The 13380-nt window shown below is 74.7% G+C and carries 16 protein-coding genes; 3 read left to right on the top strand and 13 right to left on the bottom strand.

What is annotated here, in order from left to right:
• Positions 1 to 88 precede the first annotated feature (88 nt).
• Positions 89 to 1975, bottom strand: coding sequence for an HNH endonuclease signature motif containing protein (locus tag FMM08_RS14030; RefSeq protein ID WP_147927012.1), 1887 nt, complete (start codon positions 1973 to 1975; stop codon positions 89 to 91).
• 342 nt (positions 1976 to 2317) lie between these two features.
• Between FMM08_RS14030 and FMM08_RS14025 the strand changes: the two genes are divergently transcribed.
• Complete coding sequence (locus FMM08_RS14025; protein ID WP_147927011.1) at positions 2318 to 2515, top strand: hypothetical protein; 198 nt, start codon at positions 2318 to 2320, stop codon at positions 2513 to 2515.
• Between the two features lie 267 nt (positions 2516 to 2782).
• Here the strand turns inward: FMM08_RS14025 and FMM08_RS23080 are convergent, their stop codons facing one another.
• From FMM08_RS23080 to FMM08_RS13990, 8 genes are all read right to left on the bottom strand, one after another.
• Entirely contained in the window at positions 2783 to 2929 is a 147-nt protein-coding gene (locus FMM08_RS23080; protein WP_187279756.1) for a hypothetical protein, read from the bottom strand.
• A gap of 10 nt (positions 2930 to 2939) precedes the next feature.
• Positions 2940 to 3281: an NUDIX domain-containing protein gene (locus FMM08_RS14020; protein WP_147927010.1), complete on the bottom strand. Its 342-nt coding sequence runs from the start codon at positions 3279 to 3281 to the stop codon at positions 2940 to 2942.
• Positions 3278 to 3487, bottom strand: coding sequence for a hypothetical protein (locus FMM08_RS14015; RefSeq protein ID WP_147927009.1), 210 nt, complete (start codon positions 3485 to 3487; stop codon positions 3278 to 3280). Before FMM08_RS14015 ends, FMM08_RS14020 begins: the two co-directional genes overlap by 4 nt.
• A gap of 91 nt (positions 3488 to 3578) precedes the next feature.
• Positions 3579 to 4064: a hypothetical protein gene (locus tag FMM08_RS14010; RefSeq protein WP_147927008.1), complete on the bottom strand. Its 486-nt coding sequence runs from the start codon at positions 4062 to 4064 to the stop codon at positions 3579 to 3581.
• 106 nt (positions 4065 to 4170) lie between these two features.
• A complete protein-coding gene (locus FMM08_RS14005; RefSeq protein ID WP_147927007.1) occupies positions 4171 to 4563 on the bottom strand; it encodes a hypothetical protein in 393 nt (130 codons plus the stop codon).
• 83 nt (positions 4564 to 4646) lie between these two features.
• The gene (locus FMM08_RS14000; protein WP_147927006.1) at positions 4647 to 4982 is read right to left on the bottom strand and encodes an ammonia monooxygenase; all 336 of its coding nucleotides are present in this window, start codon (positions 4980 to 4982) and stop codon (positions 4647 to 4649) included.
• Positions 4979 to 5449 carry a hypothetical protein gene (locus tag FMM08_RS13995; protein ID WP_147927005.1) on the bottom strand — a complete coding sequence of 157 codons (471 nt, stop codon included), beginning with the start codon at positions 5447 to 5449 and terminating at the stop codon, positions 4979 to 4981. The genes FMM08_RS14000 and FMM08_RS13995 overlap by 4 nt, the downstream gene beginning before the upstream one ends.
• Before the next feature lie 112 nt (positions 5450 to 5561).
• Entirely contained in the window at positions 5562 to 6419 is an 858-nt protein-coding gene (locus tag FMM08_RS13990; protein ID WP_147927004.1) for an NAD(P)H-binding protein, read from the bottom strand.
• A gap of 81 nt (positions 6420 to 6500) precedes the next feature.
• Between FMM08_RS13990 and FMM08_RS13985 the strand changes: the two genes are divergently transcribed.
• Entirely contained in the window at positions 6501 to 7268 is a 768-nt protein-coding gene (locus FMM08_RS13985) for a TetR/AcrR family transcriptional regulator (protein ID WP_147927003.1), read from the top strand.
• Here FMM08_RS13985 and FMM08_RS13980 read toward each other — a convergent pair.
• From FMM08_RS13980 to FMM08_RS13965, 4 genes are all read right to left on the bottom strand, one after another.
• The gene (locus FMM08_RS13980; RefSeq protein ID WP_222710779.1) at positions 7180 to 9072 is read right to left on the bottom strand and encodes an ABC-F family ATP-binding cassette domain-containing protein; all 1893 of its coding nucleotides are present in this window, start codon (positions 9070 to 9072) and stop codon (positions 7180 to 7182) included. The genes FMM08_RS13985 and FMM08_RS13980 overlap by 89 nt on opposite strands.
• Before the next feature lie 154 nt (positions 9073 to 9226).
• A complete protein-coding gene (locus tag FMM08_RS13975) occupies positions 9227 to 9829 on the bottom strand; it encodes a hypothetical protein (RefSeq protein WP_147927002.1) in 603 nt (200 codons plus the stop codon).
• Between the two features lie 330 nt (positions 9830 to 10159).
• Positions 10160 to 11152, bottom strand: coding sequence for a methyl-accepting chemotaxis protein (locus tag FMM08_RS23970; RefSeq protein ID WP_147927001.1), 993 nt, complete (start codon positions 11150 to 11152; stop codon positions 10160 to 10162).
• 166 nt (positions 11153 to 11318) lie between these two features.
• Positions 11319 to 12407 (bottom strand): fatty acid desaturase family protein, encoded by a 1089-nt coding sequence (locus tag FMM08_RS13965; RefSeq protein ID WP_147927000.1) that lies wholly within the window; start codon positions 12405 to 12407, stop codon positions 11319 to 11321.
• A gap of 264 nt (positions 12408 to 12671) precedes the next feature.
• Between FMM08_RS13965 and FMM08_RS13960 the strand changes: the two genes are divergently transcribed.
• The gene (locus tag FMM08_RS13960) at positions 12672 to 13379 is read left to right on the top strand and encodes a response regulator (protein WP_222710778.1); all 708 of its coding nucleotides are present in this window, start codon (positions 12672 to 12674) and stop codon (positions 13377 to 13379) included.
• The last annotated feature ends 1 nt before the right edge of the window (position 13380 follow it).

Below are 13380 nucleotides of genomic sequence, written 5' to 3'. Positions count from 1 at the left end.
CGGCGAAGACCGTCGTGGCTGCGGCAGCAGCCCGGCGGGACGACCACGGGGAGTGCCGGCCCTGGGCACACCAGCTCCGAGCCAGGGATCAGCACCCGCAGGCGCGGCGCGCTGCGGGGATGTCGGGGACGTCGTCGCCGGCGAGGTCGTCGTCGTCCGGAGCGGACGGTGGTGGTGGAGCTGGGGGTGGGGTGGTCAGCAGCAACCCCCCGCCAGCGGGAGGTGCCCCCGGCTCCACGCGGCGCCGCGTGGTCTGCGCGACCGCCCGGCGGGGGTTGAGCAACCACCGCCCCAGCGGGTCGACGCTGGCGGGAGGGCGGACATGAGGGGTCCCGTCGACCATGCGCACGCCCCACACCCCGAGGGTCACCAGGACGTGGTGGCGCCCGCAGAGCAGCACCCCGAAGTCGACGTCGGTGGGACCGCCCTCGGCCCAGGCGTGGACGTGGTGGGCCTCGAGCCACCCCGGCGGGGCGGTGCAGCCGGGGATGACGCATCCGCCGTCGCGGGCGAGCATCGCGCGGCGCTGGGCAGGGCTGAAGAGACGCACCGCACGCCCGAGCGCCAGGACCGCTGCGTCGGGTCCCTGGCAGGACAGGGTCACGGTGTGCATGAGCGCGCTGCACGCCAGGTGCTGGAGCTGCGTGGTGGTCAGGGGACGACGGGTGGTCTCGTTGGTGGCCCGGCCTGAGCCTGGGACGCCGACGAGCTGGTCACCGGTGGCAGTGACGATCACCCGCGGAGGCTCACCGCCGCGGGTCTCGTCGGCGCTGCGGCCGAGGCGGGCGAGGAGCGCGAGGGCGTCGGCGCGGCGTTGAGGTGCTGTCCGGTCGTCGCGGACGGGGACTGCGGGCTCGCCGCGGCGGGCGGTGGTCCGTCCGCCGCCGTCGTCGTCGGTGGTGCCTTCGTCCAGCCCGGGGAGCGGAGCGTCGGCCGTGCCACCGGTGGTGTCGTCGAGGGCGCTGGCACGAGCGGGGTCGGCCAGGGGAGCGCGCACGGTGGGGTCGGGCTTGGACAGGTGGTCGATGGCGGCCTTGAACTCGGCGCCGACGATCGCGTCGAGGTGGCCGCGGATGTCGAGGGAGCCGTCGTCGTGGAGCGTCAGGGACAGGTACCGCTTGTCGACGTCGTCGGGGTCGAAGCCGCGGTCGGCCCGTTGGGGGTCCAGCGTCTGCGCCAGCACCTCGCACGCGATGGCGGCCTGCGGGTGGGTCAGGCCGGGCAGGGTACGCGCGAGCACCTCGTCGGCTTCGGCGGAGTGCGCGCGCTGGATGCGCCGGGGCAGCGACTCGACGACGCGGCGGGCCAGCGAGGCGATGTCGGTGGAGATGCGGCCGCGAGCGTGCTGCTCGCCGACCCGCCCCAGGCCCTCCCCGGCGAGGAGCACGGAGGCTGACCCAGACGTCGACTCCCCGGCCGGCCCGTCAGCCGGCCCGTCGGCACCGTCTGGTACAGGGCCGCCGGCAGGGACGGGCAGCGGCGCGACGGGGGCGGTGAGCGCCTTCGCCAGGCGCACGTCCGAACTCGCGCGACGGGCCTCGGCCCCGGTGTGGGTGATGAGCAGGTCGGTGGGGGAGGTGGCCCCGACCACGGTGAGGTCTTCGGGGGTGAAGCTGGCGGTGAGCAGCAGCAGCGCCGCGTCGGTGACGTGGCGGACCTCGGCGGCCAGCGCCAGCGCCTGCACGCGCTGGTGGGGGCCGACCGACGCGAGGTAGCGCGCGGCCTCGACGGTGGCGTCCGCGGCGGCACGAGCGGCGGTGAGGGCCTCGGCGAGCGGACCGGTCAGCGGAAGCGGAGGCAGGTCGGGGCGCGGCTCGGTGTCGTCGTCCTCAGGGTGGTGCGGTGCGGGACCGGCGCCGAGCGCACCCGGGGCGAGCGGCTCGGACTGCCACCTCTGCCCGCCGCCGAGACCGTCGTCCAGACCGTCAGCGCCGGGGGTGCCCTCGTGGGGCATCTCGGTGCTGGTCCAGGTCATGCGGATCACGCTAGGGGCCACCACCGACAGTCGAACGTGCGTGCAAAGGCGCTGCACAGGGCTGTGATTCGCGCAACCTGAAGTTCACCCGTTCGGACCCTCGCGCAGCGCTCGGCACCGGCGGTGTGGAGGGCGGCCTCGACCGCGCCCTCCACGGGCGCACTGTCATCGAGGCCGGCCAGCACGCGCTCGCGCTGCCGCTGCTGCCGCTGCACGGTGCGAGCCGGGCTGATGTCCACCCGGTGGCGCCGGGCCGGCTTCCCTGTGACGGTGCAGGTGGCGCCGTCGGCGATGACCCTCCGGGACCGGTCACCGTCGACCTCGGCCCCGCAGCGCTCGACGGTGTCGTCCTCGGAAGCCCACGAGCCGGAGACGCGCACGCCCGTGAACGAGGCGGTGGTGCGCCGCGGTGAGGATCATGTGCACCGAGGCGGCATCGGTCGGACGGGCACCTCCGTCGTCGTCGTGCTGGAGGACGACGACGGCGGCGCTCAGCACGAGCGCTGCCGCCGCGCTCGCGGCTCACTGCGCGCTCACTGAGCGGCCGACCGGACGCTGCCGGGCACCATCCGTCACCTCCGCGCATGATCTCGGGCTGCGCCCCTGGCAGGAGACCGACACCGGGCAGGTGGCCCGCGCCCACGAGGACCTGGCGGTCTACCACTGGTGTGCCCAGACCTTCCGCCCCGACAGTCCCCGGTGCTCGACGGCGCTCGACGGCGCTGCACCTCGACGACTGGCGCGACCTGCACCAGCACGCCCTCGTCGCCGGTGGCGCCTGGCCAGCGGTCCAGCGGACCCGATGGCTCAGCGCCTGCGGAGGTCGGCTGCCGGCGCCAGCAGCTCCGGTCCCCACGCCGCGGTCGCTGCGAGCCGCTCCTGCGCTGCGGCGAGCGGGAAGGTCGCCACCTCGGTGACCCTCTCGCCGTCGTCGGGGACGGACGGCGGGGCCACCACCTCGACCTCACCCCAGCCCCACAGCCACGCCGCGAAGGGCTGGGGGAGATGAGGTCGGTAGGGCGCGGGCGCCGCCGCCCTCCTCGAGCAGCTCGCGGACGAGGGAGTCCTCGACGGTCTCGCCCCGCTCATGGGTCCCGCCGGGGAGGAACCTGTCGTCGGGCCCCTCGCCACGGCAGAGCAGCACGTCCCCTCCGGTGAACCCGACGACGTGGGTGCTCACCACCACCGCGTCATCGGGGAGGTGCGTGGAGGAGGTCATCGTCGTCGCCGCCCACTCCCACCGCTCCGAGCGGTGCAGCAGCGGGTAGCGGCGCCGCGGGTCGTCGTCGCGGTGGTCGGCGGTCACGCCGCGGAGACCGCGCTGACAGCCGTGACCAGCCCGGTGGCGTGCACCACCGCCACGAGGGCTGCCACGGGGAAGGGGATGGAGGGGAGGCGGATCCCGTCAGCCTCGTCTGAGGCGGCGGGGACGGTGACCCCGATGGGGACGACGGCGAGAGCTGCCGCGCACAAGCCCGTGGAGGGCTGGGGAGCTGGCGCAGCACCGTCCACGCGTGGTCTTCCTCTCCTCGTGATCAGCTGCGAGGCACTCTCCGCCTCGGCGGTCGGCGCCGCACGCCGGTGGAGGGGAGGGGGACGGCTCTCAGGCGTGTTCCACCTCGACGATGACCAGCACGCCGCGGTGGTGGGCGTCGCAGTAGCGGCCCCTCTCGGCGTACATGCCGCCGCTGCGCCGGCCCTCCCCGGGCAGCGCCTCCAGCCCGACGACGTACCCCGTGCCCCTGATCCGGTCGCCGTTGACGAAGCGCTCGCCGTCGATGACGGCCCCCTCGACGGGCTCTCTGCTGTCCTCGACGTAGAGGTCCGCGCCGGTCGGCCAGACCACCCACCGGTCGGTGGTGCTGCCCGCCGGTGTCGTGAGGCGCGCCAGCTCGCAGCTCTGGTCGTCGAGCAGCAGCTCGCCCTCGAAGGGAACCGCCTCGCCGTCGACGTCGCGCCCGGAGATGGTCACGAGCCCGCCGACCGTGCTGCTGATGGTGCACCCCGCCACCACCGTCGCTGCGGTGACCGCCAGAGCGGTCGTGTTCAGCACCTGGCGGGACCACGCGGGCCTGTGGCGACTGTGCACGTCTGCTCCTGCTCTCGGGGAGATCTGCACCTGTGACGCCCTCCCCGGGGTGGCTGTTGCAGCCGTGGGGCGAGCCTCGTCGCGGAACCGGCCCGGTGCCCTCCCGTCAGTCGAGGCGGGGACGCACCACGGGACCGGTCAGCAGGACGAGCCTCGTGCCGTCGTCGGCCCGCCAGGACTGGACCTCGCCCCGCGAGTCCGCCGCCAGGCGCACGAACCCCGCCGTCGCCAGGCGGCGACGCGCCTCCGGCGGCAGCACGCGCTTGCCCCCGGCGTGCGGGTTGCCGGGGGTGCAGTCGTCGAGGCACTCGACGACGACGTCGGCCGCGGCGAGCAGATCGGCCTGGTGCTTGCGCACGTCGTCGTCCAGGAGGGTGTGGAGGCGCTCGCCGTCCCAGAACCGGCCGTCGTCGGTCCACTCCGGTTCGTCCAGCTCGAGGGGGTGACCCCAGTGGTCCAGGGGAACGACGGGGGCCGTGCGGCGGAGGCGTCGACTCACGGCTGCATGGTCGTCGCGGCGATCACCGCGGCGCCACGGGTTTGCGCAGCGCGTGCCGTGGAAGCGGAGGGACGGGGCAGTGCTCACGCGTCGACGGCGAAGAGCACGTAGCCGTAGGTCAGCCCCAGGGCGTCGGGATGGGCGCGCAGCCACGGCTCCGCGACCTCGGCGGGGAACTCCAGGCGGAGCACCGCCTCGAGGTCCTGTCGACGGGTGAAGAGCCACTCGCTCATCACCTCCCGACGCTCCGCGCCGCGTTCGGCCCACCACGCCGCCGTCGCTCCACCGCTGCCCTGGTAGGCAGCCCATGGGCTGGCCGCCAGGAGCTCCGCGAACTCGCCCGCGTGGTGGTCGTTGTCGACCACCACCAACCGGCCCCCGGGGCGGAGCGGCCGCCGGGGCCTCTGCGTCGTCCTCACAGCAGTTCGGTCATCAGCGCGTGCACCCGGTGCGCGACCGCACGGACCTGGGAGTGGCTCGTGTCTACGACCGCGTCCGCGTGCTCAGCCTCCGCCTGGGCGACCCGGTAGCGCCGCTCGTAGAACGCGTCGACGCCAGTCCTGTCGCCGTCCGCCTCGAAGCGGGCGCGCCACACCTCCTCGGCGGCGACCAGCTGGACCCACCGGACCACGCAGTCCGGCGGGGCGGCATCGACGACGACCCGCCGCAGCTCCGGGGTGTGGAACGTCCACGTCACCAGCGCGATCTCGACCCCCGCGGCGGCAGCGCCGCCGAGCACCGCTCGGAGGTTGGCGGCCACGAGGGCGCGCATCGCCGGGTCGACCCGCCACGGCTGGTGGAGCCACAACGCGTCGACGTCGACCCACTGCAGCAGGGGCGCTGAGCCGGGTGGGCCCTGGTGGTGGGTGAGGACGGCGCGGGCCACGGCGCTCTTGCCGATGCCGGGTGCGCCACCGAGCAGGACGAGCCTCGTCGGCCCAGGGTGGCCCAGTTCGGGTGACCCCGGACGAGCCCGCACTCGTTGCCGGGGCCTGGCGTCACGCCGTCAGGACGTCGCTGACCGTTGATGGGAGGCGGCCCAGGAGGTCGCCGAGCAGGGGCGAGGTGCCGGCGAAGAAGCCCTCGCCGGCGGCCTCGTAGAAGCCCAGCGTGAAGCGCGCGACCCGCTCGGGGCGACCGGCAGCGACCTGCGCGGCCACCCACTCCTCCGGGTCGACGAGCACCCGCTCGACGGACCGCCCGCTCGCAGCGGACGCGAGGGCGGCGACGTCGACGAACGTGGGGGCCTCGTCGGCGGTGAGGGTGAGCGGCCCCCCGAGCCCTGTGTCGCCTGCGGCGATCCTGGCGACGACCACCGCTGCGGCTTCCGCGGCGTCCTCGCGCGACGTCCACGAGACAGGCCCGTCAGCGGGGACGGCGATGGTGCCGGTGGTGCGCCAGTCACCGGTCAGCCAGAGCAGGCTGTGGGCGTAGAAGCCGTTGCGCAGTGACGTCCACGCCAGACCGGACCGCTCGAGCACCGCCTCGGTGGCGGCGTGGTCGCGCCCGGGACCGAACGGCGTGCGCGGGTGCGCTCCCTGGTGGCTCGTGTACAGCACGTGGCCGACGTCCGCCTGGACCGCTGCGTCGACAGCGGCCGTGTGCAGCGCGACAGCGTCTGCGGTCGGGTCGCTGGACGAGACGAGCAGCAGCTGGTCGGCGCCGCGGAAGGCGTCGACGAGCGAGCCCGGGTCGGCGTAGTCGCCGCTGCGGACGCTCACGCCGAGGTCGGCGAAGCGGCGCGCCTTCTCCGGGGTGCGCGCGACGACGACCAGCTCCTCGGCCGGGAAGCGGCTCAGCAGGTGGTCGGTGGTGGCGCCGTTGAGGGCACCCGTGGCGCCGGTGATGACGATCATCGCAGTCTCGCTATCAGTGGAAGCAGTTTCGCCGGATCGGCGGTAACGCAGTGGTACCACTCAGTCGTTATCGTTGGCAACATGACGGTCGAGAACAGTGCGCAGGCGCCGGCCAGCACTCCCGCCGGGCGGGACGCCGTGCGCAGCCGGCTCGTCGACGTCGCGGCCGAGCTCCTCCGGGAGCACGGCCCCTCTGCGGTGACCACGAGAGCGGTCGCAGCCGCAGCGGGGGTCCAGGCGCCGACGATCTACCGGATCTTCGGCGACAAGGACGGCCTCCTGGACGCCGTCGCCGAGCACGCCGCCGACGCCTTCGTGGCGGCCAAGGCCCGCGAGGTCCAGGAGGAGGCGGGTCGTGGAGCGGACCCCTTCGACGACCTGCGCGCGGCCTTCGTCACCCAGGTCGAGTTCGGCGTGGCCAACCCCGAGGTCTTCCGGCTGCTGGGTGATCCCGCCCGCGTGGTGCGCTCGGGGGCGGCCCGGGCCGGACGGGAGGTGCTGCGGGCGCGGGTGCACCGCGTGGCGCTGACGGGGCGGCTGCGCGTGACGGAGGAGCGCTGCGTCGACCTGGTGCAGTCCGCCGGCACCGGCGTCATCCAGACGCTGCTGGCCACCCCGGTGGCCGACCGCGACCCGCAGCTGGCCCTCGCCATGTGGGACGCGGTGCTGGCCGCCGTCCTCGCGGTGCCCGTCGAGGGGGACGCGCAGGAGGCAGGGATGACGGCGGCTGAGCACTCAGCCGCCGCGACGGTCGTCGCCTTCACCGCATTGGCACCGGAGCTGCCGGGGCTGACCGACGCCGAGCGGGCCCTGCTCCTCGAGTGGCTGCGTCGCGCGCGCGGGCGCTGATCCCGGGCGCGACCGCTCCCCGCGCTGACGAGGGCCGAGCACCTCCGCTGACGGCCGGCCAACCGGTGGCTCCCGGGGTGAGGTCGAGGCGGCTGCCGCTCCAGCGCTCCCGCAGCCAGCGGTCGTGGCTGGCGAGCACCACCGCGCCCGGGTGATCCGCCAGCGCCGCCTCCAGCTCCTCCGCCAGTCCGAGGGAGAGGTGGTTGGTGGGCTCGTCCAGCACCAGCACGTCCGGTGGGTCGGCGGCCAGGACGGCGAGGGCCACCCGCCGCTGCTGGCCCACCGAGAGCGACCCGACGGGCCGGCCGGCGTCACGGACCGAGACCAGCCCTGTGCTGGTGAGCGCCGGGGCGTGCTCGCCGACGGCGCGCAGGTAGACCTCCTGGGCGCTGCGCCGGGGGTCTTCCCACACGACGTCCTGGGCGAGCAGTCCCAGACGGACGCCCGGCGCGGTGCGGCGCAGCCCGCGGTCGGCGGCGAGAGCGCCGACGAGCACCGCGATGAGCGTCGACTTGCCGCTGCCGTTGGGACCGTCGAGCAGCAGGTGCTCACCGGCACGCACCGTCAGGCTCGTGGGCCGCAGACGACCGGCCACCTCGACGTCGTCGAGCTGGACCAGCACGTCCGGGGTGCCCGGCAGCGCAGGAGGTCCGGGAAGCTCAGCTCCGCCGCGCCGAACGAATCCGGCGAAGCTCAGCAGCGGAGGCGGCGCCGCGACCTGGGTGCGCTCGAGGTCCTCCAGCCGGCTGCGCGCGGAGCGGACCCGGCGGGCGATGACCGTGGCCGCGCGGTCGGAGTAGAACTTCTTGGCGATCCGCGCCTCGCCCTTGGGCGCTGTGGTGTGCATGACGTCGCGGGCGCCGACGGCCACCTCGTGGCGCAGCACCTCCAGCTGCTCCTGCTCCGCGGCGTGCTGCTCCTCCCAGCGGCGGCGGGCCGCGGCCTTCGCCCGCAGGTGGTCGCTGTAGGCCCCGCGGTGGCTGGTCACGGACGTCGCCGTGTCACGGGCGACGCCGCTGCCGTCGTCGTCCTCAGGGGTCGCGGCGGGAGCGTCCTCCGGAGAGCCCGGGCCGGCGACGGGGTCGAGGTCGGCGACGCGGGTCGCGACGTCCTCGATGAACCGCCGGTCGTGGCTGGCGAAGAGCACCGGACCCGTCCAGGAGCGCAGCTCGGCGGCGAGGAAGTCGGCGCCCGCGGCGTCCAGGTGGTTGGTGGGCTCGTCGAGGAGCAGCGCGGTGGGGCGCGCCACCAGCGCCGCCGCGAGCGCCAGGCGCGTGCGCTGGCCACCGGACAGGGCGCCCAGCTGCCGGTCGCGGCCGACGTCGCCGAGGCCCAGCCCCGCGAGGACGCGCTCGACCTGGGCGTCCAACGACCAGACGCCCGCGGCGGTGGCCTCGGCGAGGGCGACGTCGTAGCGGTGGGCCGCCGCGCGCCGGGCCTCGACGTGGGGCGCCTCCGCTGCGGCGTCGGAAGCCGCGGCCAGCGCCTCGGCAGCGGCCGTGAGCTGGCGCTCGACGTCCCGCGCGCTGGCGACGGCGTCGTCGAGGACGTCCTCGACGCAGGCGTCGTCGTCGAACGGGAGCACCTGGTGCACGAGCCGGGTGCGGTCCGGGCGGGTGACGGTGCCGGAGTCGGGGTGGTCGACCCCGGCCGCCACCCGCAGGAGCGTGGTCTTGCCGGAGCCGTTCTCACCGACGAGGGCCACCCGGGCGCCGGGCGCGACGGCGAGCGAGACGTCGCGGAGCACCACCCGGTCCGGGTAGCGGCGGTCGACGTGGTGCAGGGCGAGGTGGAGAGCTGGCAACGCGAGGTCCTCGGAGGTGAGGAGGGTTCCCGCCGGGTCCTCGCAGCTCCACCGGCAGGGGTGGGGCGGGTCCGCTGGCGCGGGACGGTCGCGGTGTCAGCTGAGCACGCGTCGACGCTAGGCGGCTCGGTCCTCGGCGTCGAGGGGTTTTCGGTCAGCGGCTCCGGCGACAGGCGCGGCGGACGAGGTGGACGACGACCACCCGGGGGAGTCCCAGGAGCGCCGCCTGCCAGGAGTCGAACACCGCCTCCTGCTCCTCAGGGACGCGGTGGACCTCCCCGTCGAGAGTCATCTCGAGACAGCGCTTGCGGGCACCGGAGGGCAAGACCTCCTCGACCTCGCGGGAGCGGCCGTGCAGGTGCTCGGCGGCGAGGGCGACGAGGAGGCGCAGAGCCTCGGGCTCGTCGTCGTACTCGATCTCCAGGTGTTCGAAGCCGCCGGAGAGGCCCAGGAAGAACAGCCCGCTGCCCCAGGTGGAGATGCACGCCTGGCGAGCGGCGGCGTGGTCGTCCCCGGGACGCGTCAGCCGCAGCACGTACCGCGGGTGGTCCTCTCCCGGCTCGACCACCACGGTCAGGCCGCCGGCGGCGCGTGCGGCCTCGGCGACGACGGCCTCGACGCCGTGGAAGTACGTCCGCCGTGCCTGCTCTCGAGCGCGAGCTCGACGCTGCTTCCACGTCTCGCCGTCGGGTCGGCCGGGTGGACTGGAGCCGCCGCTCCCCGTGCCACTGCTGCGCGGCGTTCTCGAAGCGGTCATGCGGGGCTCCCCGAACGGGTCCACGCCTGCACGGCCCGCACGGCGGCGACCACCACGGCTGCCACGCCGGCGCTGGCCAGCACGAGCGGCCACACCCGCCGCGAGGTGATCACGGCGCGACCCCAGCGGCGGCAGAGGCGGCGGCGGGGCACTCGACAGGCGCACTGCTCGGGCGGACCCCAGGCGCGCCGCCCCTGAGACCGCTCGAGGCGAGGGGCCCGCTGACGGCGCCGTCGGGTGGGGCGCAGCGGGCGACCGGTGACCGCCACGCTCACGTGGTGAGCCGGGTGCGGGGGTGTCAGCCGCCCGCACCCGGTCACCGTGAAGGCGTCAGTGGGCGTTCTGCGCGTGCGCCAGGGCGTCGATGGCGGTCTGGGTGGCGGTCAGCGTCTGCACCGCGGTCTCGATCTCACCGATGCTGCGCACCGCGTCGCTCGTGCGGCCGCGGATGCCCTCGATCTGCTGGGAGATGTCCTCGGTGGCGCTGCTGGTCTTGTTGGCCAGCTCCTTCACCTCGCTCGCGACCACGGCGAAGCCGCGGCCGGCCTCGCCAGCGCGGGCCGCCTCGATGGTGGCGTTGAGCGCCAGGAGGTTGGTCTGGGCGGCGATCGAGGTGATGAGCTTCACCACCTCGCCGATCTGCTCGCTGGCGGTGTCCAGGACGCCGATGGTGCGCGCGGCGTCGGAGGCCCGCGAGACCGCGGAGTCCACGGCGGTGCTGAGGTCGCGGCTGACGCCGGCCAGCTGCACCGAGGAGGCGCGCATCGTCTCCACCTGCTCCTGGGAGGTCTCCACCAGGCGCGTCTGCTCGTCGATGTCGCGCAGCGACCCGGCGACGAGCAGCGCGTTGCCCTGCGCGTCGCGGATGCTGTCGCCGGTGGCGTGGATCCAGACGTAGCGGCCGTCCTTGCGCTGCAGCCGGTACTTGATGTCGTACCCGGTCCGCCCCGTCCGGTCACCGAGGTGAGCGGCGAAGGCGCTCGTGACGCGGTCGGCGTCCTCGGGGTGCAGCCGGGACGCCCAGGTCACCACGGTCTCAGGGAAGTCGTGCAGCCCCTCGAAGCCGAGCATGTGGCGCAGGCCCGTCGAGAAGCGCAGCGTGTCGTCCGGCGCCAGCGGCACCCCGGGCACGAGGTCGGCGTCCCACAGACCGATGCCGGAGGAGCGGACCATCAGCTCGTGCCGGGCGGTGGCGCGCTCCGTCGCCTGCTCGGCCTCGAGCGTCCGAGCCTCCAGCGCAGCCACCTGGGCCTGCAGGGCCTCCACCTCCGCTGTGCTGACCGACGGTGCCTCGACGTGGACGTCCTTCTTCGTGCGCCGCATGCTGCGACTCCTCCCGCGCGGATCCCTGGACGGCCCGGGTGGGAGGCCGCCTCACGTGATCGACATCGGCCGGGTGCTGCAGCTCCTGTAGCCCTCGGGGGAGACGCAGACGGAGGGCGGGGAGGCGCGACGCCGCGCCTCCCCGCCCTCCGTCGGTCGTCTGTCGTCAGGAGCGCAGCTGCGCCGCCAGCGGGCAGCTGAACGGGTCCCCGGCGCGCAGGCCCACCTCGTTGAGGTGGCGGATGATCGCCCGGTAGGAACCGACCAGCGTCGTCTCCGTGTAGGGGATGTTGTGGGTGGCGCAGAACTCGCGCACCAGCGGCTGAACGCGGCGCAGGTTGGGCCGCGGCATGCTCGGGAACAGGTGGTGCTCCACCTGGCGGTTGAGACCGCCCATGAGGAAGTCGATGACCACCCCGCCGCGGATGTTGCGGGACGTCAGCACCTGGCGGCGCAGGAAGTCGATCCTCGCCCCGCGCTCGACGATGGGCATCCCCACGTGGTTGGGGGCGAACGCCCCACCCATGCACAGGCCGAAGACCGCCAGGTGCACGCCCACGAACGCGGCGGCCTTGCCGGGGCCCATGGTCGTCAGCAGCACGGTGGCGTAGACGCTCCAGTGCGCCGCGATGAAGCCGACGTCCGCCCAGCGGCCCTTGACGGGGGAGCGACGCGCGAGCGCCTTGACGCTGTCGACGTGCAGGTTGGCGCCCGACAGCAGCAGCAGCGGCAGGAAGAACCAGCCCTGGTGGCGCGTCAGCGCTGCGCGCAGCCCGCGGCGGCGCTGGGCCTCCTCGGCGTGGAAGGCCACCACCACCGACTCGATGTCGGTGTCCTTGCCCACCTGGTTGGGGGCGGCGTGGTGGCGGGTGTGCTTGTTCATCCACCAGCCGTGGCTGAGGCCCGCGCACAGCCCCGCGAACACCCGGGCCGCCCACTTGTTGCGGGTCGAGGAGTCGAAGACCTGCTGGTGCGCGCCGTCGTGGCCGAGGAAGGCGAACTGGGTGCCGATCACGCCGAGGGCCGCCGCCGGCAGCAGCTGCCACCAGGAGTCACCGAGGACGACGACACCCGCCACGAGCGCGACGATGGCGAGGGCCGCCGCGCTGATCCGGACCGCGTAGTAGCCGTGGCGCCGGTCGAGCAGCCCGCGCTCCTTCACCATCCTCGACAGCTCGGCGTAGGCGCTGACAGCCCGGTCGCGCTCGCGGACGCGCGGGGCGTTCTCGGCGGGGGGAGGGGCGGTGGTGGTCATCGCGAGGCTCCTCAGGCAAGGTCGGGCTGCGGACCGCAGGCGCGGGCGCTCACCGGTGGGCGTCAGGCACTGCTCACCCGGTGCGCGTCGCGTGCTCGCGCACGCCGCGTCCGACCGTTCAGCGAGGGACCGGAGTCCCATGACCAACTGTCACACACCCACCCGGGTGGGTCTGCACCCGCGGCAGTCCCGGTGCCTCCTCGCCGACCTCGGTCCCGCCCCACGGCGGATCACGCCACCGCCTCCGGCTGGTTCACTGCACCCGTGGAGCTCACCCCTGACCCCGGCCCACCGCCCGGTCGCACGGTGGGTGGCACGGTGGTGCGCGTGCTCGTCGTCGACGACGAGCAGCTGGTGCGGACGGCCCTGAGCACGGTGCTCGGCTCGGCCGACGACCTCGAGGTGGTCGCCGCCGTGGACGGCGTCGGCGCGGCGGCCGCGCTGTCGGCGCACAGGGCCGACGTCGTCCTGTGCGACCTGCGGATGCCCTACGTCGACGGGCTCACGGTGCTCCGGCACGTGGCCTCCTGCCCGCCGCCGCGACCCGCGGTGGCGGTGCTGACCTCCTTCGCCGACGACGCCCTCGTGGCCGAGGCCCTGTCGCTGGGAGCGGCCGGGTACCTGGTCAAGGACTCCAGCCCCGAGCACCTCATCGACGCCGTGCGACGCCTGGCGCGGGGAGCGGCGGTGCTGTCCGCCGAGGTCACGCGGCCCGTCATCGACGGGTTCCTGCGCAGCCGACCTGACGCCGGCGCCGTGGCGCAGGTCGCGCTGCTCTCACCGCGGGAGCGGGAGGTGCTGGTGCTCATGGCTCGGGGTCTCGGCAACGCCGAGGTCGCCGACGAGCTGCACCTCTCGCAGGCCACGGTGAAGTACCACGTCAGCGCGGTGCTCACCAAGCTCGGCGCTGAGAACCGGGTGCAGGCCGCCCTGGTGGCGGTGCGGGCCGGCCTCGTCCCGACCGGGACCTGAG

The sequence above is a fragment of the Quadrisphaera setariae genome (genome assembly GCF_008041935.1).
Taxonomy (GTDB): domain Bacteria; phylum Actinomycetota; class Actinomycetes; order Actinomycetales; family Quadrisphaeraceae; genus Quadrisphaera; species Quadrisphaera setariae.
The sequence above is the reverse complement of the archived record's forward strand: the minus strand, read 5'-3'. Positions and strand labels throughout refer to the sequence as shown.

Excerpts from the sequence above, each read along its gene's own strand:
- FMM08_RS14030 (WP_147927012.1), bottom strand. The coding sequence starts at position 1,975 with ATGACCTGGACCAGCACCGAGATGCCCCACGAGGGCACCCCCGGCGCT.
- FMM08_RS13985 (WP_147927003.1), top strand. The coding sequence starts at position 6,501 with ATGACGGTCGAGAACAGTGCGCAGGCGCCGGCCAGCACTCCCGCCGGG.
- FMM08_RS13975 (WP_147927002.1), bottom strand. The coding sequence starts at position 9,829 with ATGACCGCTTCGAGAACGCCGCGCAGCAGTGGCACGGGGAGCGGCGGC.
- FMM08_RS13965 (WP_147927000.1), bottom strand. The coding sequence starts at position 12,407 with ATGACCACCACCGCCCCTCCCCCCGCCGAGAACGCCCCGCGCGTCCGC.
- FMM08_RS23970 (WP_147927001.1), bottom strand. The coding sequence starts at position 11,152 with ATGCGGCGCACGAAGAAGGACGTCCACGTCGAGGCACCGTCGGTCAGC.
- FMM08_RS13990 (WP_147927004.1), bottom strand. The coding sequence starts at position 6,419 with ATGATCGTCATCACCGGCGCCACGGGTGCCCTCAACGGCGCCACCACC.